The organism is Sulfuricella sp. (assembly GCF_035531155.1).
Lineage (GTDB): Bacteria > Pseudomonadota > Gammaproteobacteria > Burkholderiales > Sulfuricellaceae > Sulfuricella.
The window spans coordinates 1-19,676 of record NZ_DATKTK010000014.1 but is presented as its reverse complement, the minus strand read 5'-3'; the positions used below and the strand labels follow the sequence as shown (position 1 = coordinate 19,676).

The window sequence follows — 19,676 nt, the reverse complement described above, 5'->3', positions numbered from 1 at the left end:
TTGGATCCTCATGCCTGGCTGAAGGACACCCTGGAGAAATTGCCTGCCTGGCCCAATAGCCGTATTGATGAGTTGTTGCCACTGAAGGCAGCATTACCGTAAATCCCGCCGCCGGTGGAGTGGGACGGCTGGCCGCTTACTTTCAGATTAGTTTAAATGAAGCTATCAGACTATGGGGTGCGCCAATGAAGGAAGGAAAAATTGCCGTAACCACAGATGCCTAAGCTAAAATTAGACAGTATGTAAGGCTAGTCATTCCCCTATACGTCTCTACTGTGAATCGCCCCCAGTTTACTTGATACCCTTGAGCCGCAAGTTTGTGCGTCCGCTTTGCCCTGCCAGTTCAACCGGTCACTCAGGGCGATACCCGTGACGGTCTGTTCCTGGAATTCCAGCTCCCATCCCGAGTTCTTGCTACACAGTTGCTGGTGGCGGAGTTGTTTTTCTCCGGATTGAACGCCAGGAGCAAGGCCAAATCAGCCAGGTTGCGATTTGGTTTAGTTAGCTTTTACTTCTCTCTGAAACAATCCAGCCCACTCCTCGTTTGTGACGATTGCATCTTGGTCGCAAATTCGACATTCCGACATTGAAAATCCGACACAAGTTTGTCGCACATCTAATAATCGATGTGCATACAAGATGTTACATGTGATATTCGGGAATGGCATGGGACTTGCATTGCCATAAGCCAAATAGAACTTTTGTCAGGATTATCGCAATGAGCGCATTAACCAGAAAAGTCGAGATGGTGTTCAATGAGCCGGCCTGCCCGACTAATCAAGGCAAGTCCGACAAGGAGCGCAAGAAGGGCTGCAGCAAGCCGCTTACGCCCGGTGCGGCGGCGGGCGGTTGCGCTTTCGACGGGGCGAAGATCGCGCTGCAGCCGATCGTCGATGTGGCCCATCTGGTGCACGGGCCGATTGCCTGCGAGGGAAACTCCTGGGACAACCGCCATGCGGCTTCGAGCGGGTCGAAGCTTTATCGCACCGGCTTTACCACCGATATCGGTGAGCTGGATGTGATCTACGGCGGTGAAAAGCGGTTGTTCAGGGCGATCCGCGAGATTATCGAAAAGTATGATCCCCCTGCGGTGTTCGTCTATCAGACCTGTGTTACCGCCCTGATCGGCGACGACATCGAGACGGTATGCAAGCGTGCGGCGGAAAAGTTCGGCAAGCCGGTCATTCCGGTGAATGCGCCGGGCTTCGCCGGCAGCAAGAACCTGGGCAACAAGCTGGCGGGCGAGGCGCTGCTCGATTATGTGATCGGCACCGAGGAACCGGCGGTTACGACGCACTACGACATCAATATCTACGGCGAATACAATCTGTCTGGCGAGTTGTGGCAGGTGCAGCCATTGCTGGATGCGCTCGGCATCCGGGTACTCGCCAATATCTCCGGCGATGCCCGTTATCGTGAAGTCGCCTGCGCCCATCGGGCCAGGGCGGCGATGATGGTGTGCTCGCAGGCGCTGATCAATCTGGCCCGCAAGATGGAAGAACGCTACGGCATTCCCTGGTTCGAGGGTTCCTTCTACGGCGTTACCGATACCAGCCAGAGCTTGCGCACCATCGCCAGGCTCTTGGTGCAGCGCGGCGCGCAGGAAGACTTGCTGGCGCGCACCGCGACCCTGATCGAGCGGGAGGAAGCCCGTGCCTGGTCACGCCTTGAGCACTATAAGGCGAGGCTGAAGGGCAAGCGCGTATTGCTGCTTACCGGCGGGGTGAAGTCGTGGTCGGTGGTTTCTGCGCTAAGCGAAGTGGGCATGGAAATCGTCGGCACCAGCACCAAGAAATCTACCTCGGAGGACAAGGCGCGCATCAAGGAAATCATGGGCGGCGATGCCCACATGTTCGACGACCTGCCGCCGCGCGAGATGTACCGCATGCTGAAAGAGTCTGGTGCCGACATCATGCTTTCCGGCGGGCGTTCGCAGTTTGTTGCGCTGAAGGCCAAGACGCCCTGGCTCGACATCAACCAGGAGCGCCACCACGCCTATGCCGGCTATGAAGGCATGGTGGAACTGGTAAAGCAGATCGACCGGGCAATTTACAACCCGATCTGGGCGCAGGTGCGGCAACCGGCGCCGTGGGAAATGGAAGACTAACCGCAGAGGCGCTGAGGCGCAGAGGAAAGGCTAAAAAACTCAGCGTCTCTGCGCCTCTGCGGTTCAAAAAAGGTGATTGAAATGGCGACCATAGTTACATCCAAAAAAGCCTGTGCGGTCAATCCGCTCAAGATGAGCCAGCCGATCGGTGCGGCGCTGGCCTTTCTCGGCCTGGACAAGTGCATGCCGCTGATGCACGGCTCGCAGGGCTGCACCGCCTTCGGTCTGGTGCTGTTCGTGCGCCACTTCCGCGAGACGATTCCGCTCCAGACCACCGCCATGAACGAGGTCACCACCATCCTCGGCGGCATGGAAAACATCGAGCAGGCGATCCTGAACATCTACAACCGCGCCAAGCCCGACATCATCGGCATCTGCTCGACCGGGCTGACCGAAACCAAGGGCGACGACGTGCACGGATTTCTCAAGCTGATCCGCCAGAAGCACCCTGAACTGGCCGAGACCGCCCTGGTGTACGTGCCGACGCCGGACTACCTGGGCGCCTTCCAGGACGGCTGGAGCAAGGCGGTCACCGCTCTCGTGGAGACGCTGTGCGAGCCAGTTCCGAAGACCGTCTGGCAGGTCAATATCCTGCCTGGCAGCCACCTGACCGTGGCGGATATCGAGGAGGTGCGCGAGATCGTCGAGTCCTTCGGGCTTTACCCGATCATTGCGCCGGATCTGTCCGGTTCGCTCGACGGCCACATCCCCGAGACCTTCCTGCCCACCACGCTGGGCGGGGCGAAGGTGGCTCAGATCAAACAGATGGGCGGCTCGGCGGTGACCATCGCCATCGGCGAGCAGATGCGGCCTGCCGCCCAAGCGCTTGAGGCCAGGACAGGCGTGCCTTACCGGCTGTTCGACCGGCTTACCGGGCTGGCAGCGAACGATGAATTTCTGGATTACCTGTCGGAACTATCCGGCACGCCGGTTTCGACCAAGTACCGCCGCCAGCGTGGCCAACTGGTGGATGCCATGCTGGACGGACATTTCTTCTTCGGCGGCAAGAAGGTCGCCATCGGCGCCGAGCCCGATCTGCTTTGGCAGATGGGTGCGTGGCTGGGGGAGATGGGCTGCGAGATTGCCGCTGCGGTCACTACCACCCACTCCACGCTGTTGGAGAAGATGCCGGCAGAGGAGGTCGTCATCGGCGACCTGGAAGACCTGGAAAGCCGCGCCGCAGGCTGCGACCTGTTGATCACCCATTCCCATGGCAGGCAGGCGGCGCAACGGCTCGGTATTCCATTTATCAAAATGGGACTGCCTCTTTTCGACCGGCTGGGCGCCGCTCACCAGCTTTCTGTTGGCTACCGCGGCACGCGCGACCTGGTTTTCGAGGTGGGCAACCTGTTCATCGAGAATTTGCCCGAACATCATGCCGATTCGTGGCCGTTACCGGGAGAGTCCCATGAAACCGCGCCGCAAGCTGAAACTTGTTACTAACCACGAACGAGGAGCGAACAGTATGAAAGTCGCCTTTACGACTCAGGACATGAAGCGCGTGGATGCCCACTTCGGTTGGGCGAAGAACGTCGCAATTTACGAAATTTCCCCTGATGGTCACCGCTTCGTTGAGGTCATCCAGTTCGACGGCGACCTCAAGGAAGACGGCAACGAAGACAAGCTGGTGGCGAAGATCGATGCCATCCGCGATTGCGCCATCGTCTACGTTTCGGCTATTGGCGGTTCGGCGGCGGCGCGGGTGGTGGCTGCAAAAATCCATCCGTTGAAGGTGCCGGAAGACACCGAAATTGCCGGCCTGCTCGACAGACTTCAGCAGGTATTGAAAGGAACGCCGCCGCCCTGGCTGCGCAAGGCGCTCGAAAAGGGCAAGGAAAAGACTTTTGATTTCGATGAAGAAGAGGAGGTAGACCATGCCTGAAGCCGCTTTGCTTTCAACACCCGGTTCCGAACTGGGAAGCTCGGTTTTTTTAAATGAACTCGTCAAGTTGTGGCGGGCGCAGGATTCCTACGGCGCGTGGGAAGGCAAGAGCAATGCGCAACTGCTGGAACCCTATGTCGTCGACAAGGAAAAGCGCAAGGAAATTCCCATCATCGGCGACCCCGATCCGGAAATGCTGTGGCGGCTGGAACTGTTCTACAGCGCCGTGGGCCTCGCCATCGAGCGCCAGACCGGCAACATGGTCACCCCGATGATGAAGATGCACCACGAGGGTTTCGGCCGCATCGTCCTGATCGCCGGCCGCCTGATCGTGGTCAACAAGCAGCTGCGCGATGTGCACCGTTTCGGCTTCCTCACCATGGAAAAACTGGCGGAAGAGGGGGATAAGCTGGTGAACGCTGGGGTGGAGATGATCCGCAAGTTCCCGGACGTGGCGAATTTTTGTTGATTTGTAACCGCGCCCTCTGCGGTTAACAAGATTTTGAAGGAATACGCGATGAGCGAAGAAGAATTGAAAGCGCAGGTCAAGAAACTGAACGCCCAGGCGACCCAGCTCAAGATGGACCTGCACGATCTGTCCGAAGAGCTGCCGGTCAACTGGGAAAATATTCTCGAACTGGCGGCCCGGACTTATGGGGCTTACAAAGCGCTGGCGGATGCCCGCGCAAGATTGTCCCTCAAAGGGACCCCGACAGTCTAAGGGCTAAAGTCCTTGAAAGATCGTATGAAAGGAGCGTGAAATGGCTTTTGCGACGGTAGTAATGCCCGATGGGCGTGCCTGGATACCCAAGTTCGTCAAGGACATCAACCGGGAAAAATGCATCGGTTGCGGCCGCTGCTTCAAGGTCTGCGGGCGCGACGTGCTGCAGTTGATGGGCATGGACGACGAAGGTGAGCTGATTGCGGTGGATGCGGACGAGGATGACGACGATGAGTACGAGAAGAAAGTGATGACCGTCGCCAACGAAAAGAACTGCATCGGCTGCGAGGCCTGCGCCAAGATTTGCCCGAAGAAGTGCTACAGCCACGAAGCGCTGGCGGTTTGATCATGGGTGCGCTTCAAGCCAAGCTGATGCAGGTTGCGCAAGACCCCGCCGATCCGGCGACCCGCGCCTTCGCCGGGGCGCTGGAAACGTCGCGGGGCGCATTGCCCCAGGCGCGTCCGCTGGGCCTCGACGCAGTGGCCTTCCAGGCGCTGCTGGCGCGCTACTTCCCGGCGGCCAACGACTTGCCGGAGCTGGCGATGGAGGCCGGCTGCCTGGCTCTGCGCGCCGACGAATACGACGATCTGCTGCAACTCCTGCTCGATCACAGCAGCGATGGCAGCGACGAGACTGCCTGGCTCGCCAGCGCGGTCGCGGCGGCATGCCTGGGCGGCAACCACCTGTGGCAGGACTTGGGGCTGGCTAACCGCCAGGAGCTCTCCGACCTGCTGAAAACCCGCTTTCCTTCTCTTTACGCCCGCAACACCGGCAACATGAAGTGGAAGAAATTCTTCTACAAGCAGTTGTGCGAACGCGCTGGCGTCAACGCCTGCCGTGCGCCGAGCTGCCGGGTATGCGACGACTATGCCAAGTGTTTCGGTTCCGAAGAATAAGATTTGGCGATCCCTTGTCGCAAATCCGACAAAGCAGCTTTTTGTCGGCTTTCCACCCCCCCAGTTTTTCCGATGAATATTCTTAGTGCTTTGAAAAACAAACAAAAATTGTTGCGCTGACGATGGTGGCACAGTGCTTGCTCAAGACTGTTCATGCAACAACATTCCTGGCCTGAACGGAGAACATCATGGTGACCGTTAACGATACGACCTTGCGCGACGGCGAGCAGACCGCCGGGGTGGCATTCTCCGCCGAGGAGAAGATCGCCATCGCCCGTGCCCTGTCCGCCGCTGGCGTGGTCGAGCTGGAAATTGGCATCCCGATCATGGGCGAGGAGGAGCGCGAGGCGATCCGCGCCATCGCCGGGCTGGGCCTGAGCTCGCGCTTGATGGTATGGGGGCGGATGCAGGACGAGGACTTGCGCGCGGCGGCAGAGTGCAATGTGAACATGGTCAACCTGTCGATTCCGGTGTCCGATCTGCAGATTCGACACAAGCTGAAGCGCGACCGCGAGTGGGTGTTGCAGGCCATCCGCCGCTTTGTGCCGGCCGCCCTGGATTTGGGGATGGAGGTGAGCGTCGGCGCCGAAGACGCCTCCCGCGCCGATATCGATTTTCTGCTCAAGGCGGCGGAGACGGCCGAGTACGCAGGCGCCCGCCGCTTCCGCTTTGCTGACACGCTGGGGGTGCTGGACCCGTTCGCTACCTATGAAGTGCTGCGCACCCTGCGGGTCACCGTCGACATGGAAGTGGAAATGCATGCCCACAACGATCTTGGACTGGCCACCGCCAATACCCTGGCGGCGGTGAGGGCGGGCGCGACACATATCAATACCACGGTCAACGGCCTCGGTGAACGCGCCGGCAATGCGCCGCTGGAAGAGGCGGTGATGGCGCTGCGCCACCTGCATGGTATCGAGAGCGGCATCGACAGCCGGCGCTTTCCCGAGATATCGAGGCTGGTGGCCTTGGCCTCGGGGCGTCCGGTTCCAGCCAACAAGAGCATCGTCGGGGAAGGGGTTTTCACACACGAATCAGGCATCCACGTGGATGGGCTGATCAAGAACCGCGACAACTACCAGAACTTCGACCCCGAAGAGGTCGGACGCGACCACCGACTGGTGCTGGGCAAGCATTCCGGCAGCAGCGCGGTGATCCGGACCTATGCCGAAATGGGAATTCTGCTCGACGAGCTGCAAGCCGGCACTATCCTGGCGCGCATCCGGCAGTACGCAGGATCGGTCAAGCATGCGCCGGACGTGAACGACCTGAAGCGGTTTTATCTGGAAACCGCGGTGCGGCATCCGCTGCGCCTTGAAGTTTGACAGGGTCTGTTCATGAATAAGTTGGACAATTATGGGCGTGCTGGCGGGATGCGATGCAAGGCGCCGGGCGCGCCGCATGGCCATACCCTGCAAGCGACCGGCAACGCAGCAGCGCGCCCGCCGGTGCGGCCAGAATGTTCAACTTATTCATGAACAGACCCTAAAGGAGATTGAAGCCATGGAAATATTGATGCATGCCATGAAAAAACTATCCACCGCCGAGGAGTTCCTGGATTTCTTCGCGATCGAGTACCAGCCTGCGGTGGTGCATGTGAACCGCCTGCACATCCTGCAGCGCTTCCACCAGTACCTCAGGCAGACGCCGCTTGCGGCAGATAGCAGCGAGGACGAGGCACTCAATGCCTGCCGAAAGCTGCTGGATCTGGCCTACCGGGATTTCGTCGGCTCCAGCGCAATCAAGGAAAAAGTTTTCAAGGTGTTCCGCGATGCCGAAGGAGTGAAAACCGTGTCGGTGGAAAACATTCGTGCGGCTCTGCCGCAACGGCAAAAAGTCGCCTGACAAGGAGAAGATCATGCACATCGTCGTTTGTATCAAACAGGTGCCGGACAGCGCGCAGATTCGCGTCCATCCGGTGACCAACACCATCATGCGCCAGGGCGTACCGGCGATCATCAATCCGTATGACCTGTTCGCTCTGGAAGAGGCGCTGTGCCTCAAGGACAAGCACGGCGGCACGGTCACCGTGATCACCATGGGCCCGCCCCAAGCCGAGGCGGCATTGCGCAAGGCGCTGTCGTTCGGCGCCGACGATGCGATCCTGATCACCGACCGCGCCTTCGCCGGGGCGGATACCCTGGCGACCAGTTTCGCGCTGGCCTCGGCGATCCGCCAGATCCAGAAGAACATGCCGGTGGACATGGTGTTCACCGGCAAGCAGACCATCGACGGCGACACCGCCCAAGTCGGGCCTGGCGTGGCGAAACGCCTGGACATGCAGCTGCTGACCTATGTCTCCAAAATTGTGGCGGTCAAGCCGGAGGCCAGGGAAATCGTGGTGGAGCGGCGTGCCGAAGGCGGCGTGCAGTTGCTGAAAACCAGTCTGCCGTGCCTGGTGACGGTGCTGGAGGGCAACAACCAGATGCGCTTTGCCAACATGCCCAACATGTTCCGCGCCGCCCGCCACCCGCTCAAGCTGTGGGACAAGGACGCAGCCGGTATCGAGGATATCGCCAGGATCGGCCTCAAGGGCTCGCCTACCGTGGTTAGCAAGGTGTTCGCGCCGACGCCGAAATCGGAGCGCGCCGAGATGATCGAGGTGGAGAGCGGCGATCCCAAGGATATGGCCGTGACGGTGCTGGCCAAGATGTTCACGCGCTTCCCGGCGGTGGAAAAAGAAGTCGCCAAGCGCGCCTGAATTCTTTAACCACGAATGACACGAATGGACACGAATAAATGCCTCTTTATCGTTCACCGGGCAAGGACTCTCTGCCCGATGGCGGAGTTTTCATTCGTGTTGATTCGTGAACATTCGTGTGATTCGTGGTGAATCGCAATTAACTAAGAGGACCAAGCCATGAGTGAAGCACCGGCCAAGAAAAAACGCAAATTCGAGTTGGATCCTAAGCTCGCCGGCTACAAGGGCGTGTGGGTGTTCGTCGAGCACGAGCGGGGGCAGGTTCACCCGGTTTCGTGGGAACTGATGGGCGAGGGCAGGAAGCTCGCCGACATGCTCGGCGTGGAACTGGCCGGCGTGGTGCTGGGCGCGCCCGGCGAACAGACCCGCCGGTTCTGCAACGAGGCGATGTACCACGGTGCTGACCTGTGCTACCTGATGGCGGACGAGATCCTCAAGGACTACCGCAACGAGCCCTTCACCAAGGGGATGACCGACCTGGTCAACGCCTACCAGCCGGAAATACTGCTGCTCGGGGCCACCACCCAGGGCCGCGATCTCGCCGGCAGCGTGGCGACGACCCTGCAGACCGGCCTCACCGCCGATTGCACCGCCCTGACCATCGACCCGGACAACCGCAGCTTGGCAGCCACCCGCCCCACTTTCGGCGGCAGCCTGCTGTGCACCATCGTTACCCTCAACTACCGGCCGCAGATGGCCACGGTGCGCCCGCGGGTGATGTCCATGGCGGAGCGCGACGCAAGCCGCACCGGGCGGGTGATCGAGCATCCGCTCGGTATGCTGGAAAGCCGCATCATCACCAAGGTGCTGGAATACATCCCCGATGCCATGCAGGACAAGCCGCAGCTCGCCTTCGCCGACATCATCGTGGCTGGCGGGCGGGGCATGAAGAAGCCGGAGAATTTCCAGCTGATCTGGGACCTCGCCCAAGTGCTCGGCGCCGAAGTGGGCGCCTCGCGCCCCGTGGTGCAGGCCGGATGGGTCGACCTGGAGCGGCAGGTGGGCCAGTCGGGCAAGACCGTGCGGCCCAAGCTCTACATCGCCGCCGGCATCTCCGGCGCGATCCAGCACCGGGTCGGGATGGATGCCTCGGATTGCATCATCGCCATCAACAACGACCCCAATGCGCCGATCTTCGACTTTGCCACCTATGGCATCGTTGGTAATGCCATGACCATTTTGCCGGCGCTGACCGAGGCGTTCCGGCAGAAGCTGGCGATGATGAAGAAAGCAGGATGAATTAACCGCCGAGGCGCAGAGAAGAACAAAAGCGGTTGTTATCTCTGCGCCTCTGCGCCTCGGCGGTAAAAAATTAGTTGAATCAGGAGGATATTATGAGTGAAAAATTCGATGCCATCGTGGTCGGCGCCGGGCCTTCCGGCAATGCTGCCGCCTTTACCCTGGCCAAGGCCGGGATGAAGGTGTTGCAACTGGAGCGTGGCGAATATGCCGGCTCGAAGAACGTGCAGGGGGCGATTCTTTACGCCGATGCGCTGGAGAAGATGATCCCCGATTTCCGTGACGATGCGCCGCTGGAGAGGCACATCATCGAGCAGCGCATGTGGGTGATGGACGATGACTCCTTCATCGGCACCCATTACCGCTCCGACGGCTTCAACAAGGAGCCGTTCAACCGCTACACCATCATCCGCGCCCAGTTCGACAAGTGGTTTTCGGCCAAGGTGCAGGAGGCGGGCGCGCTGGTAATCTGCGAAACCACGGTCACCGACCTGTTGCGCGACGAAAGCGACCGGGTGGTGGGGGTGCAGGTGGATCGCGAGGGCGGCAGCATCTACGCTGACGTGGTGATCCTGGCGGACGGGGTAAATTCCCTGCTTGCCAAAAAAGCCGAATTCCACCCCGAACTGGAGCCGAAGAACGTGGCGCTGGCGGTGAAGGAAATCCACTTCATGCCGCAGGAAGTCCTGCAGGAGCGCTTCAATATCGGCGAGGAAGAGGGCGTGGTGATCGAGCTGTTCGGCAAGATCACCCAGGGCATGATGGGCACTGGCTTCCTCTATACCAACAAGGAGTCCATCGCCATTGGCGTGGGCTGTATGCTGTCGGATTTCAAGGAGCAGAAAACCACGCCCTACGCCTTGCTCGAGAAGATGAAGAACCATCCCTCGATCAAGCCGCTGCTGGCTGGCGGGGAGATGAAGGAATACACCGCCCACCTGATCCCGGAAGGCGGCTACAAGGCAATACCCAGGATCTATGGCGACGGCTGGCTGATCGTCGGCGATTCCGGCATGTTCGTCAACGCGGTGCATCGCGAAGGCTCCAACCTGGCGATGACCACCGGCCGGATCGCGGCGGAAACCGTGATCGACCTGATGAAAGAAGGTAAGGCGATGACGGCGGCTAACCTGTCTATATATCGCAGCCGGCTTGACGACAGCTTCGTCATGAAGGATCTGAAAAAATACCAGGAAATGCCGGAGATTTTTCATTCCAACCGCCAGTTCTTTACCACCTATCCCGAACTGGTCAACCGCTCCGCCCACACCATGCTGCATGTGGACGGCATCGACAAGAAAACCAAGGAACGCGAGATATTTTCCAGCTTCCGCGAGAAGCGCTCGCTGTTCGGGTTGATGGGTGATGCTTACAAACTTTGGAGGGCTTTCAGATGATCGTCAAAGTCGAAGAGAAACTGTTCCAGAACCGCTACCGGGTGGACGCCGAACGGCCTCACGTAAAAATATTCAAGCCGGATATCTGCGAATACGAGTGCAAGACCCAGCAGTGCATCGTTTGCTGTCCGGCTGGCTGCTACACCCTGGAGGGCAACGGCAAGGTGGTGCTGATCACCGATGGCTGCCTGGAATGCGGCACCTGCCGCATCATCTGCGACGATTACCGCAACGTGGACTGGGAGTACCCGCGCGGCGGCTATGGGGTTCTGTTCAAGTTCGGTTGAAAAAAAGCTTCACCACGAATGGACACGAATGTTCACGAATGTTCACGAATGATCGTGGCATTGTTCGCCGATCCGACACTAGGCGATTTTATTCGTGTGCATTCGTGTTTAATTTGTGTCATTCGTGGTCAATTTCTGGAATCTAAAATCATGGCAAAACCTTTGAAACACATCTTTATCTGCACCCAGAACCGCGGCCCCGGCCATCCACAGGGATCGTGCAATCAAAACGGGTGCGGCGAAGTGCTGGAAGAATTCATGTTCGAGTTCCAGAAGCGCGACTTGGGCGAGAAATTCCGCCTCACCATGACCGGCTGCATCGGTCCGTGCGGTTCGGGCCCGAGCGTGCTGGTCTACCCCGAGGGGGTGATGTACGGCAAGGTAACGAAGGACGATGTCGCCGCGATTGTCGACGAGCACCTGCTGGGTGATGTGCCGGTGGCCCGGCTTTGCGTGGCGCCGGAAATCTGGGGGTAAGACCCGTAGACAGATACCAGCCTGAGCCGGTTAGATCTGGTCTCTTACCGCATCCGCCCAATTGTTCGGCGTTTCGTAAATCCGCACCCGTTCAAGGCGCAGATTGTTGCCGTAGACGTCGCTGTAAGCCTGGTCGAGGAGTTGGAACGCCTTGGCGGCAAGGTTTTCCGCAGTAGGCACGCAGTCGAGCACAACGGTCTTGTGTCCTTCAAGCGATCCCAGGAAATCGGCAACGACGGTGTCGCCGGCATATACCAGGAAGGCGTGGTCCCACGGCTCCACCACATGCTTCTGGGCGATGGTCTTGACATCGGTAAAGTCCATGACCATGCCTTCTTCCGAAGAGCCGGGCGTATTGACGATGTTGCCGGACAGGCTGATCTCGAGGGCATAGCGGTGGCCGTGCAGATGGCGGCACTGGCTTTTATGGTGCGGGATGCGGTGGCCGGCGTCGAATTCGAGTCTGCGCGTGATCAGCATATTGGAGGGCCAAGGGTGGTGGTCAATTCCCGGTTGATTATAGCATTGCGCTGACACCTGAAAAAGCAAATAACCACAGAGACACAGAGGCACAGAGTTGAAAAATAAGAGAAAAGGCTGCATTCACACTTAACTTTGGCAGCAACAGGAAACTTGTTTGCAACCCATTGTTTTCTCTGTGTCTCTGTGCCTCTGTGGTAAAGGGATTTCCATTTTTAGGTTAAACTCCACTTCATGTCCGAAATCCTGAATATTTACGACCATGACCGCGGCAGCGCGGGGATGACTTATGTCTATCCGGTGATCTCGCGCCGTGCCGGCGGCGTTTCAGTGGGGATCAACCTCAATACCAACAATGCCTGTAACTGGCGCTGCATTTATTGTCAAGTGCCTGACCTCAAGCGCGGCGGCGCACCTGAGGTCGACCTGGAAAAGCTGGCAGGAGAGTTGCGCGGTTTTCTGCGCGAGTTGCTGCAGGGCGATTTCATGCAGCGACGGGTGCCGGCCGAGGCGCGGCGGCTTAACGATATCGCCCTGTCCGGCAATGGCGAACCGACCAGTGCCAAGGAGTTCGTCCAGGTTGTCGATTTGATCGGCAGAATCATGGCGGAATTCGACCTGATCGGAAAGATCAAGCTGGTGTTGATCACCAACGGCAGTCTGATTCAGCGCGCCAAGGTCAGGGAGGGCTTGCGAAAAATGGCTAGTCTGGGCGGAGAGGTGTGGTTCAAGCTGGACAGCGCCACGGCGAATGGGACGCGCAGGATTAACCGTACCCGCCAGACGGCGGAAAAGATGCATGATAATTTGCGGACGGCTGCGTTGTTATGCCCAACCTGGCTGCAAACCTGTGTTTTTGAACTGGACGGACGGCCTCCCGCAGATGTTGAGCGGGAGGCTTACCTGAAATTCATCGGGAGGCTGAAGGCAGAGGAAGTGCCATTGCGGGGCGTGATGTTATACGGCCTCGCGCGCCCGTCGATGCAACCCGAAGCGGCGCGCTTGTCGGCATTGCCGCAAGAGTGGATGTTGAATTTCGCGGCTGAGATCGAGGCGCAGGGTGTTACGGTAAGGCTGAGCTGCTAGAAAAGCGCTGATTTATTCGCTCCGTTCGAACTGGGCATGTCGAAGCCATTTATAACATTATGGTGAATGCCTTCGACGGGCTCAGGGCGAACGGATTTAATCAGCGTTTCCCCTAGACTACTGGCTCAAGCTTCTTTTTTCTTGGTGCGAACCGCTTTTTTCAGGCTTTTATACAAATCCGGATGCTCTTCCTTCAGGAGACCAATGATTTCAAAGTCTTCTTTTTTGACCCGAGTCAAGTCAAGTTGCTCCACATGGACGAGCCGTAGCAACTCTCTTACCGGTTTCGGCATGTTGCGACCGCTTTCATAGCGGGAGCCACCACTTTGGGTTACGCCGATTTGGGTCCAGAACTCCTGCTGGTTAAGACCAAGCTTCCGCCGGATTTCTCGCGGGTTTGCAATATTTTCAAATGTTTTCATGGTATTTAGTGTAAGTGATTAATAAATGGTCTACATAAAACCCTTATCGTTTGATAGGGGAAACCACTAGTTCTGCGCGTAATCTTATCACGGTTTTTTTAAGAATACACAATAATAATGACATTGGGTTTCCTGGGGAGTTCCCTTAAAGGTCGGGATCCTGATATTTATCAATTTCTTTGACGGGAATTTGTCGTGTACTCGTCATCTTCCCGTAATTGAATTAAAATCATTAATTTTTTGCAGGTGTGCAATGGCACTGATTGTTCAGAAATATGGCGGCACGTCGGTCGGCAACCCCGAGAGAATCAAGAATGTTGCCCAGCGCGTAGCTAAATTCAAGATGCTTGGCCATCAGGTCGTAGTCGTTGTTTCCGCCATGAGCGGTGAGACTAACCGCCTGATTGCTTTGGCCAAGGAAGTTCAGCCCAACCCCGATCCGCGCGAAATGGACGTACTGATTTCCACCGGCGAGCAGGTGACGATTGCCCTGTTGTCCATGGCGCTGATGGAACTAGGGTTGAAAGCCAGGAGTTACACCGGTTCGCAGGTCAAGATCGTCACAGACAGCGCGCACACCAAGGCGCGCATACTCGACATCGAAGAACACAACATGCGCGCCGACCTTGATGCCGGCTACGTGATCGTGGTGGCGGGCTTTCAGGGTGTGGACGAGAAGGGCAATATCACCACCCTCGGTCGCGGCGGTTCAGACACCACCGGCGTGGCGCTGGCAGCGGCCTTGAAGGCAGACGAGTGTCAGATCTACACCGACGTGGACGGCGTCTACACCACCGACCCGCGCGTCGTTCCGGAAGCGCGCCGGCTCAAGGCCATCACCTTTGAAGAAATGCTGGAGATGGCGAGCCTCGGCTCCAAAGTGCTGCAAACCCGCTCGGTGGAATTTGCCGGCAAGTACAAGGTCAAGTTGCGCGTGCTTTCCAGCTTCGATGACGAAGGGGAAGGGACTCTGATCACCTTTGAGGAAAACGAAAAAATGGAACAAGCGATTATTTCGGGTATCGCGTTCAACCGCGATGAGGCAAAAATCACTGTGCTCGGCGTACCGGACCGTCCCGGCATTGCCTACCAGATCCTCGGGCCAGTCGGCGAAGCCAATATCGACGTGGACATGATCATCCAGAACGTCGGCGCGGACGGCACCACTGACTTCACTTTTACCGTTCACCGCAACGAATACAAAAAAGCGCTGGAGGTTCTGAAAGGCGTGCAATCCCACATCGGCGCCCGCGAGATTTCCGGTGACGACCACATCGCCAAGGTCTCCGTGATCGGTGTCGGCATGCGATCCCATGCCGGGATCGCCAGCAACATGTTCAGGACTCTGGCGGAAGAAGGGATCAATATCCAGATGATTTCCACCTCCGAAATCAAGATTTCGGTGGTGATCGACGAGAAATACATGGAGCTGGCTGTTCGCGTGCTGCACAAGGCGTTCGGCCTGGAGCAGGGGGCCTAGCAGCCTGTCGGACTTAAAGGAAATCGGCTGCAAAATGATCTGGCCGGTGCATATTTCCCCGCTTTCCTGCGCCAATATGAATAACTATTGGCTTGAAAATCATGAAAATCTGCCTTCGACCAGCTCATTTTTCGCTTCGATTCTTTAAGTCCGACAGGCTGCTAACGGTTTGACCTTTCGTGCCTAAGTCGGTATCCTTGCGCACTTCGGAGAGATGGCCGAGTGGTCGAAGGTACTCCCCTGCTAAGGGAGCGTAGGGTTTATAGCCTTACCGAGGGTTCGAATCCCTCTCTCTCCGCCAAGTAGTAAAACACAACGCCCCCTTGCGGGGCGTTTTGTTTTTGTACCCACCAATCAGCCCACCATCTGGCTATGCGCTTGAGTGATCTGGCATGACACTAAAGAACCTTCGGATGGAATTGGTTTTTTTGCTTCCGCCCTTTCCGTTCAGCCATCCTGGTCAGTGATTCCGCGACAAGGCTTCATACTGGCGGGTCAGCCGCTCGAATGTGCGCTAACAACCACCCGTACCAGTTAGGCCTTCCTCAGGAAGCAGGCCTTTAGCATGAAGTTGCCCGTGTCCATCTTGCAATCCACTTCGTGATCTCCGCCGACCAATCGGATGCTCTTGACCTTGGTGCCCACCTTAAGCGTAATGGATGAACCCTTGACCTTTAAATCCTTGATCAGGACCACTTCATCGCCATCGGCCAGCACGTTTCCATTGGCATCCTTCACCACTGCAGCCGCTGTGTCATCGACGCGTGCGTCATCCACCATCGGCCACTCATATCCGCAGTCGGCGCAAACATAATTTTCGCCATCGGGGTAAGTGTTCTCCATGGCGCATTGGGGGCAGGCAGGGATGGTAGACATATTCGCTTTCAAATCGTATGAATTTAAAGGGCGCTATTATACATGACGGTTTCTGTGACCGCTGGCCATGAAAAGGCATTCAGAAATACGAAATTTACCGGAAAACACTCGCATCGTCGTCGGTAGCCTGGTTGCCGCAATGAGAAAAACAGTATCACACGGGAATCGACGATGTGCGTTGCTTGAGTCGCCCAATCACCTTCTGCGCAATGGCATGCAGAGCGACAGTGTGTGTCGGGCCCAGATCCCGGACACGCTCACTCATCGTGGTCGCCAAAGGCGGAAAATCCTTTCCCTTATACGCGAAGGCAATCTTGTTTCCACACTCTTCTGCCTCCACGACTACGACCTGAGCATCAAAGCTCTTTCGGATTCTCGCGGTATAGGTGCCGAACTTGTCGTCGCTTTCTAACAGATTGACCACCAATACACCGCCATCCCGGAGTTTGGTATAGCAATGGTCGTAGAACTCCGCGCTGCCTAATTGTCCGGGTTGGCCATCCCGGTCGAAGCCATCGATGAGCAGCACATCGACAGGCTCGGAACGGTTCCGGACATAAACGGCGCCGTCGGCACAAACCACCTCGAAATTGGGGCCGTCCGGAGGAATGCCGAACTTGTCGCGAAGGGCGATTACTTTAGGGTTGATTTCTATCGCCGTGAAGTGTGCACCCGGGACATGGCGTAAGCAATACTTCGCCAAGGAACCTCCGCCCAGGCCGATCATCGCGATCCGCTCCGGTTTCGGCTGGAAAAGCAAAAATCCCATCATGGTGCGGGTGTACCCCAGAATCAGTTTGTCGGGATCAGTCTTGAGCATATGACTTTGTGTCGCCGAGAAATCGAAGTGCAGCGTTATCTCGTGGTCCCCCTCATACAGGAAAGGCTTGCCTGCTAGAATCTGCGGCAATGAAGCCTGATATTCGAACCAAAAATCGCTCAAGTCGCTCATCTGTTCGTTTCGTCCTTTTGCTATCGTCAATTTTAATCAAAAAGTTCTAAGTGCTAATCACTGGTGACTCGCTGTATATGGCGATGTTTATAGAGTAGGCGTGCTGCCACAAAGATGTATATAATGTTAATTTGATTAACATTGCCAGCATCCAAAAGCAATCATGGAAACTAAGACCGCACGCCTTACCCTTCTAATCGACCCCATAAAGAAAAAAGCCTTCGAGGAGCTATGTGCGGCTCAAGACATTACCCCTTCGCAGGTGGTTCGTCAGATGATCCGCGACTATCTGGAACTCCACCGCATGGATTACGCCACTAAAAGCCGGATTGGTGCTGCGGAATCGAAAGGCGCCAAAAAATAAGGATCCCCCTCACTACTATTTGGGGTCCCTACGCAAATAGCTCTCGCTGGTCTTCAGAAAACTCTCTGCATACTCGCTTAAAACCACTTGTCGTTCATGGGCAATTTGCGAGTTTGAACCCACCAGTGCGTCGCATCGGGCAATAGCTGCCGCAAAGTCATCGAAATAATCTTCCGGTTCGATAGCGGCAAGAATGTCCGCCTTATCGAGCTTCTCCCTCACTCGCTCGTCTCGCACAAAATGATGCGAATGCCGCGCGCTTCCAGATTAAGAATCGCCTCTTCCAGGGTTTGCAAGCCGGTAATGGCCATGAATGGCACCCGACGCATTCAAGCGCTTTCTCGTTGAGATAAGCTTCCTGTAATCCAATCATCGTTTTCTTAATGGATGTGCGTCAAATAAAAATAGTATTATAATCACATTAACATGCAATGAAAATGTGATGCAACATGCCCAAGCAGAAAAACAGGATTGAAATTTACCCCTTGAGGACAGAGGATGACGCAGCGGCGATGATGCTTTGGCAGGGGTGCGATGGCTACGCCTGCGACAGGAAAACGCTTCTGAGACGTTTTTTCACCGCTTTATCGCCAGAAATTCGGGGCTATGCCTTGGCGCGTGGGATGAGAATCGCCTGGTTGGGGCAGTTCTGGTTGGTCACGATAGTCGGCGTGCTTACCTGTACCACCTGGCTGTCGCAGAGACGCATCGACGGCAAGGGATAGGGCACCGGTTGGTGCAGGCAGTGCTCAAGGAGTTGAATCGGATAGGCATTACCAAAGCGCATTTATTCGTCGAGACGGGTAACGATGCTGGACTGGCTTTCTGGCAGGCGATTGGCGCCGAACACCGTACCGATCTGACCGTCTTCTCGCTAACTGTTGGAGCAGCCCAGTAGCCGAAAAAGGAAGCGGCCGAAATCGGCCGCTTGAGTTTATTTATTAACCGGGCGATTTCCATGACCAAACTCAAAAACGACACCTTCCTGCGCGCCCTGCTGCGCCAGCCGACAGAATACACCCCGGTATGGATGATGCGGCAAGCCGGGCGCTATCTGCCGGAATACAACCAGACCCGCAGCCGGGCCGGCGATTTTCTTAGCCTGTGCAAAAACCCCGATCTCGCCACGGAAGCCACCTTGCAGCCACTGGCGCGCTTTCCGCTCGACGCCGCTATCCTGTTTTCCGACATTCTCACTATTCCAGACGCGATGGGCCTGGGGCTTTACTTCAGCAACGGCGAAGGACCGAAATTCAAGCGGCCACTGCACGATGAAAAAGAAATCCGCGACCTGGTTGTACCCGACCCGGGCACCCATCTGCGCTACGTCATGGATGCCGTCAGCCAGATACGCAAGGCGCTGAATAATGAAGTACCGCTGATCGGCTTTGCCGGCAGCCCGTTCACGCTGGCTTGCTACATGGTCGAAGGCGGCAGCAGCTCGGATTTTGCCTTGGTCAAAACCATGCTTTACCAGCGCCCGGAGCTGCTGCACCACATCCTCGACATCAACGCCCGCGCCGTGACCAGCTATCTCAATGCGCAGATCGAAGCCGGCGCCCAGGCGGTGATGATTTTCGACTCCTGGGGCGGAGCGCTGTCACACGCGGCTTACCATGAGTTCTCGCTGGCCTACATGAAGCAGATCGTTGACGGCCTGAAACGCGAACATGACGGCGCAAAAGTACCGTGTATCGTCTTTACCAAGGGCGGCGGGCTGTGGCTGGAAAGTATCGCCGCCAGCGGTTGCGACTCCATCGGCTTGGACTGGACGGTGGACATCGGCGAAGCACGTCGCCGCGTCGGCGACAAGGTGGCGCTGCAAGGCAACCTCGATCCGGCGGTGCTGTTCAGCAACCCTGATACCATTCGTGCCGAAGTCGGCAAAGTCCTGCACAGCTATGGCAAAGGCAGCGGCCACGTCTTCAACCTGGGTCACGGCATTTCCCAGTTCACCCAGCCGGAAAATGCCGCCGCCATGGTTGCGGCGGTGCATGAATTGAGCCGGCAATATCATTGCCTCTAAAGGAAAAATAATGAAAAAAGTCCTGATCCTGGGCGTGAACGGCTTCATCGGCCATCACCTCTCCAAGCGCATCCTCGACACGACCGACTGGGAAGTCTACGGCATGGACATGTACAGCGAGCGGGTCACCGAGCTGATGGACAACCCGCGCTTCAACTTTTTCGAAGGCGACATCACCATCAACAAGGAGTGGATCGAGTACCACGTCAAGAAATGCGATGCCATCCTGCCGCTGGTCGCCATCGCCACCCCGGCGACCTACGTCAAGGAACCGCTCAAGGT

27 protein-coding genes and 1 tRNA gene are annotated in these 19,676 nt (G+C 57.2%); 22 read left to right on the top strand and 6 right to left on the bottom strand.

Translation table 11 applies throughout. The annotated features are described in order from the left end of the window. From VMV64_RS03570 to VMV64_RS03500, 15 genes are all read left to right on the top strand, one after another. Positions 1-102: transposase domain-containing protein (locus VMV64_RS03570; RefSeq protein WP_325328581.1), on the top strand; the 102-nt coding region annotated here is incomplete at its 5' end. 616 nt (positions 103-718) lie between these two features. Next, entirely contained in the window at positions 719-2,107 is a 1,389-nt protein-coding gene (gene nifE / locus VMV64_RS03565; RefSeq protein WP_325328580.1) for a nitrogenase iron-molybdenum cofactor biosynthesis protein NifE, read from the top strand. Positions 2,108-2,188: 81 nt separating this feature from the next. Then, positions 2,189-3,550, top strand: a complete 1,362-nt coding sequence (nifN, locus tag VMV64_RS03560; protein ID WP_325328579.1) for a nitrogenase iron-molybdenum cofactor biosynthesis protein NifN — start codon at positions 2,189-2,191, stop codon at positions 3,548-3,550. 22 nt (positions 3,551-3,572) lie between these two features. Next, positions 3,573-3,989: a nitrogen fixation protein NifX gene (nifX, locus tag VMV64_RS03555; protein WP_325328578.1), complete on the top strand. Its 417-nt coding sequence runs from the start codon at positions 3,573-3,575 to the stop codon at positions 3,987-3,989. Beyond that, on the top strand, positions 3,982-4,458 hold the full coding sequence (locus tag VMV64_RS03550; RefSeq protein WP_325328577.1) for a NifX-associated nitrogen fixation protein: 477 nt from the start codon (positions 3,982-3,984) through the stop codon (positions 4,456-4,458). The genes nifX and VMV64_RS03550 overlap by 8 nt, the downstream gene beginning before the upstream one ends. 48 nt (positions 4,459-4,506) lie before the next feature. Next, positions 4,507-4,710, top strand: a complete 204-nt coding sequence (locus VMV64_RS03545; protein WP_325328576.1) for a CCE_0567 family metalloprotein — start codon at positions 4,507-4,509, stop codon at positions 4,708-4,710. A gap of 40 nt (positions 4,711-4,750) precedes the next feature. Continuing rightward, positions 4,751-5,056, top strand: a complete 306-nt coding sequence (fdxB, locus tag VMV64_RS03540) for a ferredoxin III, nif-specific (protein ID WP_325328575.1) — start codon at positions 4,751-4,753, stop codon at positions 5,054-5,056. 2 nt (positions 5,057-5,058) lie between these two features. Beyond that, positions 5,059-5,607, top strand: coding sequence for a nitrogen fixation protein NifQ (locus VMV64_RS03535; protein WP_325328574.1), 549 nt, complete (start codon positions 5,059-5,061; stop codon positions 5,605-5,607). Positions 5,608-5,795: 188 nt separating this feature from the next. Further along, the gene (gene nifV, locus VMV64_RS03530) at positions 5,796-6,932 is read left to right on the top strand and encodes a homocitrate synthase (RefSeq protein WP_325328573.1); all 1,137 of its coding nucleotides are present in this window, start codon (positions 5,796-5,798) and stop codon (positions 6,930-6,932) included. 178 nt (positions 6,933-7,110) lie between these two features. Further along, positions 7,111-7,452, top strand: a complete 342-nt coding sequence (gene nifW / locus VMV64_RS03525; RefSeq protein ID WP_325328572.1) for a nitrogenase-stabilizing/protective protein NifW — start codon at positions 7,111-7,113, stop codon at positions 7,450-7,452. 13 nt (positions 7,453-7,465) lie between these two features. Then, a complete protein-coding gene (locus tag VMV64_RS03520; protein ID WP_325328571.1) occupies positions 7,466-8,308 on the top strand; it encodes an electron transfer flavoprotein subunit beta/FixA family protein in 843 nt (280 codons plus the stop codon). A gap of 159 nt (positions 8,309-8,467) precedes the next feature. Beyond that, complete coding sequence (locus VMV64_RS03515; protein WP_325328570.1) at positions 8,468-9,547, top strand: electron transfer flavoprotein subunit alpha/FixB family protein; 1,080 nt, start codon at positions 8,468-8,470, stop codon at positions 9,545-9,547. A gap of 95 nt (positions 9,548-9,642) precedes the next feature. Next, on the top strand, positions 9,643-10,944 hold the full coding sequence (locus tag VMV64_RS03510) for an FAD-dependent oxidoreductase (protein ID WP_325328569.1): 1,302 nt from the start codon (positions 9,643-9,645) through the stop codon (positions 10,942-10,944). After that, entirely contained in the window at positions 10,941-11,231 is a 291-nt protein-coding gene (locus VMV64_RS03505) for a ferredoxin family protein (RefSeq protein WP_325328568.1), read from the top strand. The genes VMV64_RS03510 and VMV64_RS03505 overlap by 4 nt, the downstream gene beginning before the upstream one ends. 150 nt (positions 11,232-11,381) lie before the next feature. Beyond that, positions 11,382-11,708, top strand: coding sequence for a (2Fe-2S) ferredoxin domain-containing protein (locus tag VMV64_RS03500; RefSeq protein ID WP_325328567.1), 327 nt, complete (start codon positions 11,382-11,384; stop codon positions 11,706-11,708). 30 nt (positions 11,709-11,738) lie between these two features. Here VMV64_RS03500 and queD read toward each other — a convergent pair whose 3' ends face one another. Beyond that, positions 11,739-12,188, bottom strand: a complete 450-nt coding sequence (queD, locus tag VMV64_RS03495; protein ID WP_325328566.1) for a 6-carboxytetrahydropterin synthase QueD — start codon at positions 12,186-12,188, stop codon at positions 11,739-11,741. A gap of 234 nt (positions 12,189-12,422) precedes the next feature. Here queD and VMV64_RS03490 point away from each other — a divergent pair, with 234 nt between their 5' ends. Then, on the top strand, positions 12,423-13,274 hold the full coding sequence (locus VMV64_RS03490) for a radical SAM protein (RefSeq protein ID WP_325328565.1): 852 nt from the start codon (positions 12,423-12,425) through the stop codon (positions 13,272-13,274). Positions 13,275-13,399: 125 nt separating this feature from the next. Here the strand turns inward: VMV64_RS03490 and VMV64_RS03485 are convergent, their stop codons facing one another. Next, a complete protein-coding gene (locus VMV64_RS03485) occupies positions 13,400-13,696 on the bottom strand; it encodes a helix-turn-helix domain-containing protein (RefSeq protein WP_325328564.1) in 297 nt (98 codons plus the stop codon). Positions 13,697-13,949: 253 nt separating this feature from the next. On the opposite strand from VMV64_RS03485, the gene VMV64_RS03480 reads away from it, so the two are divergent. Both VMV64_RS03480 and VMV64_RS03475 read left to right on the top strand, forming a co-directional pair. Then, on the top strand, positions 13,950-15,176 hold the full coding sequence (locus VMV64_RS03480; RefSeq protein ID WP_325328563.1) for an aspartate kinase: 1,227 nt from the start codon (positions 13,950-13,952) through the stop codon (positions 15,174-15,176). Between the two features lie 208 nt (positions 15,177-15,384). Next, a tRNA-Ser gene (locus tag VMV64_RS03475) sits at positions 15,385-15,477 on the top strand. Between the two features lie 233 nt (positions 15,478-15,710). Here VMV64_RS03475 and VMV64_RS03470 read toward each other — a convergent pair. Together VMV64_RS03470 and VMV64_RS03465 are read right to left on the bottom strand one after the other, a co-directional pair. Beyond that, the gene (locus VMV64_RS03470; protein WP_325328562.1) at positions 15,711-16,052 is read right to left on the bottom strand and encodes a zinc ribbon domain-containing protein YjdM; all 342 of its coding nucleotides are present in this window, start codon (positions 16,050-16,052) and stop codon (positions 15,711-15,713) included. A 154-nt stretch (positions 16,053-16,206) separates the two neighbouring features. Beyond that, on the bottom strand, positions 16,207-17,004 hold the full coding sequence (locus VMV64_RS03465) for a transferase (protein WP_325328561.1): 798 nt from the start codon (positions 17,002-17,004) through the stop codon (positions 16,207-16,209). A gap of 163 nt (positions 17,005-17,167) precedes the next feature. Between VMV64_RS03465 and VMV64_RS03460 the strand changes: the two genes are divergently transcribed. Continuing rightward, positions 17,168-17,368 carry a ribbon-helix-helix protein, CopG family gene (locus VMV64_RS03460; RefSeq protein WP_325328560.1) on the top strand — a complete coding sequence of 67 codons (201 nt, stop codon included), beginning with the start codon at positions 17,168-17,170 and terminating at the stop codon, positions 17,366-17,368. A 15-nt stretch (positions 17,369-17,383) separates the two neighbouring features. Here the strand turns inward: VMV64_RS03460 and VMV64_RS03455 are convergent, their stop codons facing one another. After that, positions 17,384-17,590 carry a hypothetical protein gene (locus VMV64_RS03455; protein WP_325328559.1) on the bottom strand — a complete coding sequence of 69 codons (207 nt, stop codon included), beginning with the start codon at positions 17,588-17,590 and terminating at the stop codon, positions 17,384-17,386. Continuing rightward, positions 17,587-17,697: an STAS domain-containing protein gene (locus VMV64_RS03450; protein ID WP_325328558.1), complete on the bottom strand. Its 111-nt coding sequence runs from the start codon at positions 17,695-17,697 to the stop codon at positions 17,587-17,589. Before VMV64_RS03450 ends, VMV64_RS03455 begins: the two co-directional genes overlap by 4 nt. A 200-nt stretch (positions 17,698-17,897) precedes the next feature. Between VMV64_RS03450 and VMV64_RS17350 the strand changes: the two genes are divergently transcribed. The 3 genes from VMV64_RS17350 to VMV64_RS03435 form a co-directional block, all read left to right on the top strand. Further along, positions 17,898-18,266, top strand: coding sequence for a GNAT family N-acetyltransferase (locus VMV64_RS17350; protein WP_414718824.1), 369 nt, complete (start codon positions 17,898-17,900; stop codon positions 18,264-18,266). Between the two features lie 60 nt (positions 18,267-18,326). Further along, positions 18,327-19,394, top strand: a complete 1,068-nt coding sequence (gene hemE, locus VMV64_RS03440) for a uroporphyrinogen decarboxylase (RefSeq protein ID WP_325328556.1) — start codon at positions 18,327-18,329, stop codon at positions 19,392-19,394. 10 nt (positions 19,395-19,404) lie between these two features. Further along, positions 19,405-19,676: NAD-dependent epimerase/dehydratase family protein (locus VMV64_RS03435; RefSeq protein WP_325328555.1), on the top strand; the 272-nt coding region annotated here is incomplete at its 3' end.

What these genes read in the sequence shown, in the direction of transcription:
- queD (WP_325328566.1), bottom strand. Translation starts at nt 12,188, where the DNA reads ATGCTGATCACGCGCAGACTCGAATTCGACGCCGGCCACCGCATCCCG.
- nifW (WP_325328572.1), top strand. Translation starts at nt 7,111, where the DNA reads ATGGAAATATTGATGCATGCCATGAAAAAACTATCCACCGCCGAGGAG.
- VMV64_RS03510 (WP_325328569.1), top strand. Translation starts at nt 9,643, where the DNA reads ATGAGTGAAAAATTCGATGCCATCGTGGTCGGCGCCGGGCCTTCCGGC.
- VMV64_RS03485 (WP_325328564.1), bottom strand. Translation starts at nt 13,696, where the DNA reads ATGAAAACATTTGAAAATATTGCAAACCCGCGAGAAATCCGGCGGAAG.
- VMV64_RS03545 (WP_325328576.1), top strand. Translation starts at nt 4,507, where the DNA reads ATGAGCGAAGAAGAATTGAAAGCGCAGGTCAAGAAACTGAACGCCCAG.
- VMV64_RS03505 (WP_325328568.1), top strand. Translation starts at nt 10,941, where the DNA reads ATGATCGTCAAAGTCGAAGAGAAACTGTTCCAGAACCGCTACCGGGTG.
- VMV64_RS03465 (WP_325328561.1), bottom strand. Translation starts at nt 17,004, where the DNA reads ATGAGCGACTTGAGCGATTTTTGGTTCGAATATCAGGCTTCATTGCCG.
- fdxB (WP_325328575.1), top strand. Translation starts at nt 4,751, where the DNA reads ATGGCTTTTGCGACGGTAGTAATGCCCGATGGGCGTGCCTGGATACCC.
- VMV64_RS03550 (WP_325328577.1), top strand. Translation starts at nt 3,982, where the DNA reads ATGCCTGAAGCCGCTTTGCTTTCAACACCCGGTTCCGAACTGGGAAGC.
- VMV64_RS03460 (WP_325328560.1), top strand. Translation starts at nt 17,168, where the DNA reads ATGGAAACTAAGACCGCACGCCTTACCCTTCTAATCGACCCCATAAAG.
- VMV64_RS03515 (WP_325328570.1), top strand. Translation starts at nt 8,468, where the DNA reads ATGAGTGAAGCACCGGCCAAGAAAAAACGCAAATTCGAGTTGGATCCT.
- VMV64_RS03470 (WP_325328562.1), bottom strand. Translation starts at nt 16,052, where the DNA reads ATGTCTACCATCCCTGCCTGCCCCCAATGCGCCATGGAGAACACTTAC.
- hemE (WP_325328556.1), top strand. Translation starts at nt 18,327, where the DNA reads ATGACCAAACTCAAAAACGACACCTTCCTGCGCGCCCTGCTGCGCCAG.
- nifN (WP_325328579.1), top strand. Translation starts at nt 2,189, where the DNA reads ATGGCGACCATAGTTACATCCAAAAAAGCCTGTGCGGTCAATCCGCTC.
- VMV64_RS03450 (WP_325328558.1), bottom strand. Translation starts at nt 17,697, where the DNA reads ATGCGTCGGGTGCCATTCATGGCCATTACCGGCTTGCAAACCCTGGAA.
- VMV64_RS03480 (WP_325328563.1), top strand. Translation starts at nt 13,950, where the DNA reads ATGGCACTGATTGTTCAGAAATATGGCGGCACGTCGGTCGGCAACCCC.
- nifE (WP_325328580.1), top strand. Translation starts at nt 719, where the DNA reads ATGAGCGCATTAACCAGAAAAGTCGAGATGGTGTTCAATGAGCCGGCC.
- VMV64_RS03500 (WP_325328567.1), top strand. Translation starts at nt 11,382, where the DNA reads ATGGCAAAACCTTTGAAACACATCTTTATCTGCACCCAGAACCGCGGC.
- nifV (WP_325328573.1), top strand. Translation starts at nt 5,796, where the DNA reads ATGGTGACCGTTAACGATACGACCTTGCGCGACGGCGAGCAGACCGCC.
- VMV64_RS03535 (WP_325328574.1), top strand. Translation starts at nt 5,059, where the DNA reads ATGGGTGCGCTTCAAGCCAAGCTGATGCAGGTTGCGCAAGACCCCGCC.
- VMV64_RS03490 (WP_325328565.1), top strand. Translation starts at nt 12,423, where the DNA reads ATGTCCGAAATCCTGAATATTTACGACCATGACCGCGGCAGCGCGGGG.
- nifX (WP_325328578.1), top strand. Translation starts at nt 3,573, where the DNA reads ATGAAAGTCGCCTTTACGACTCAGGACATGAAGCGCGTGGATGCCCAC.
- VMV64_RS03520 (WP_325328571.1), top strand. Translation starts at nt 7,466, where the DNA reads ATGCACATCGTCGTTTGTATCAAACAGGTGCCGGACAGCGCGCAGATT.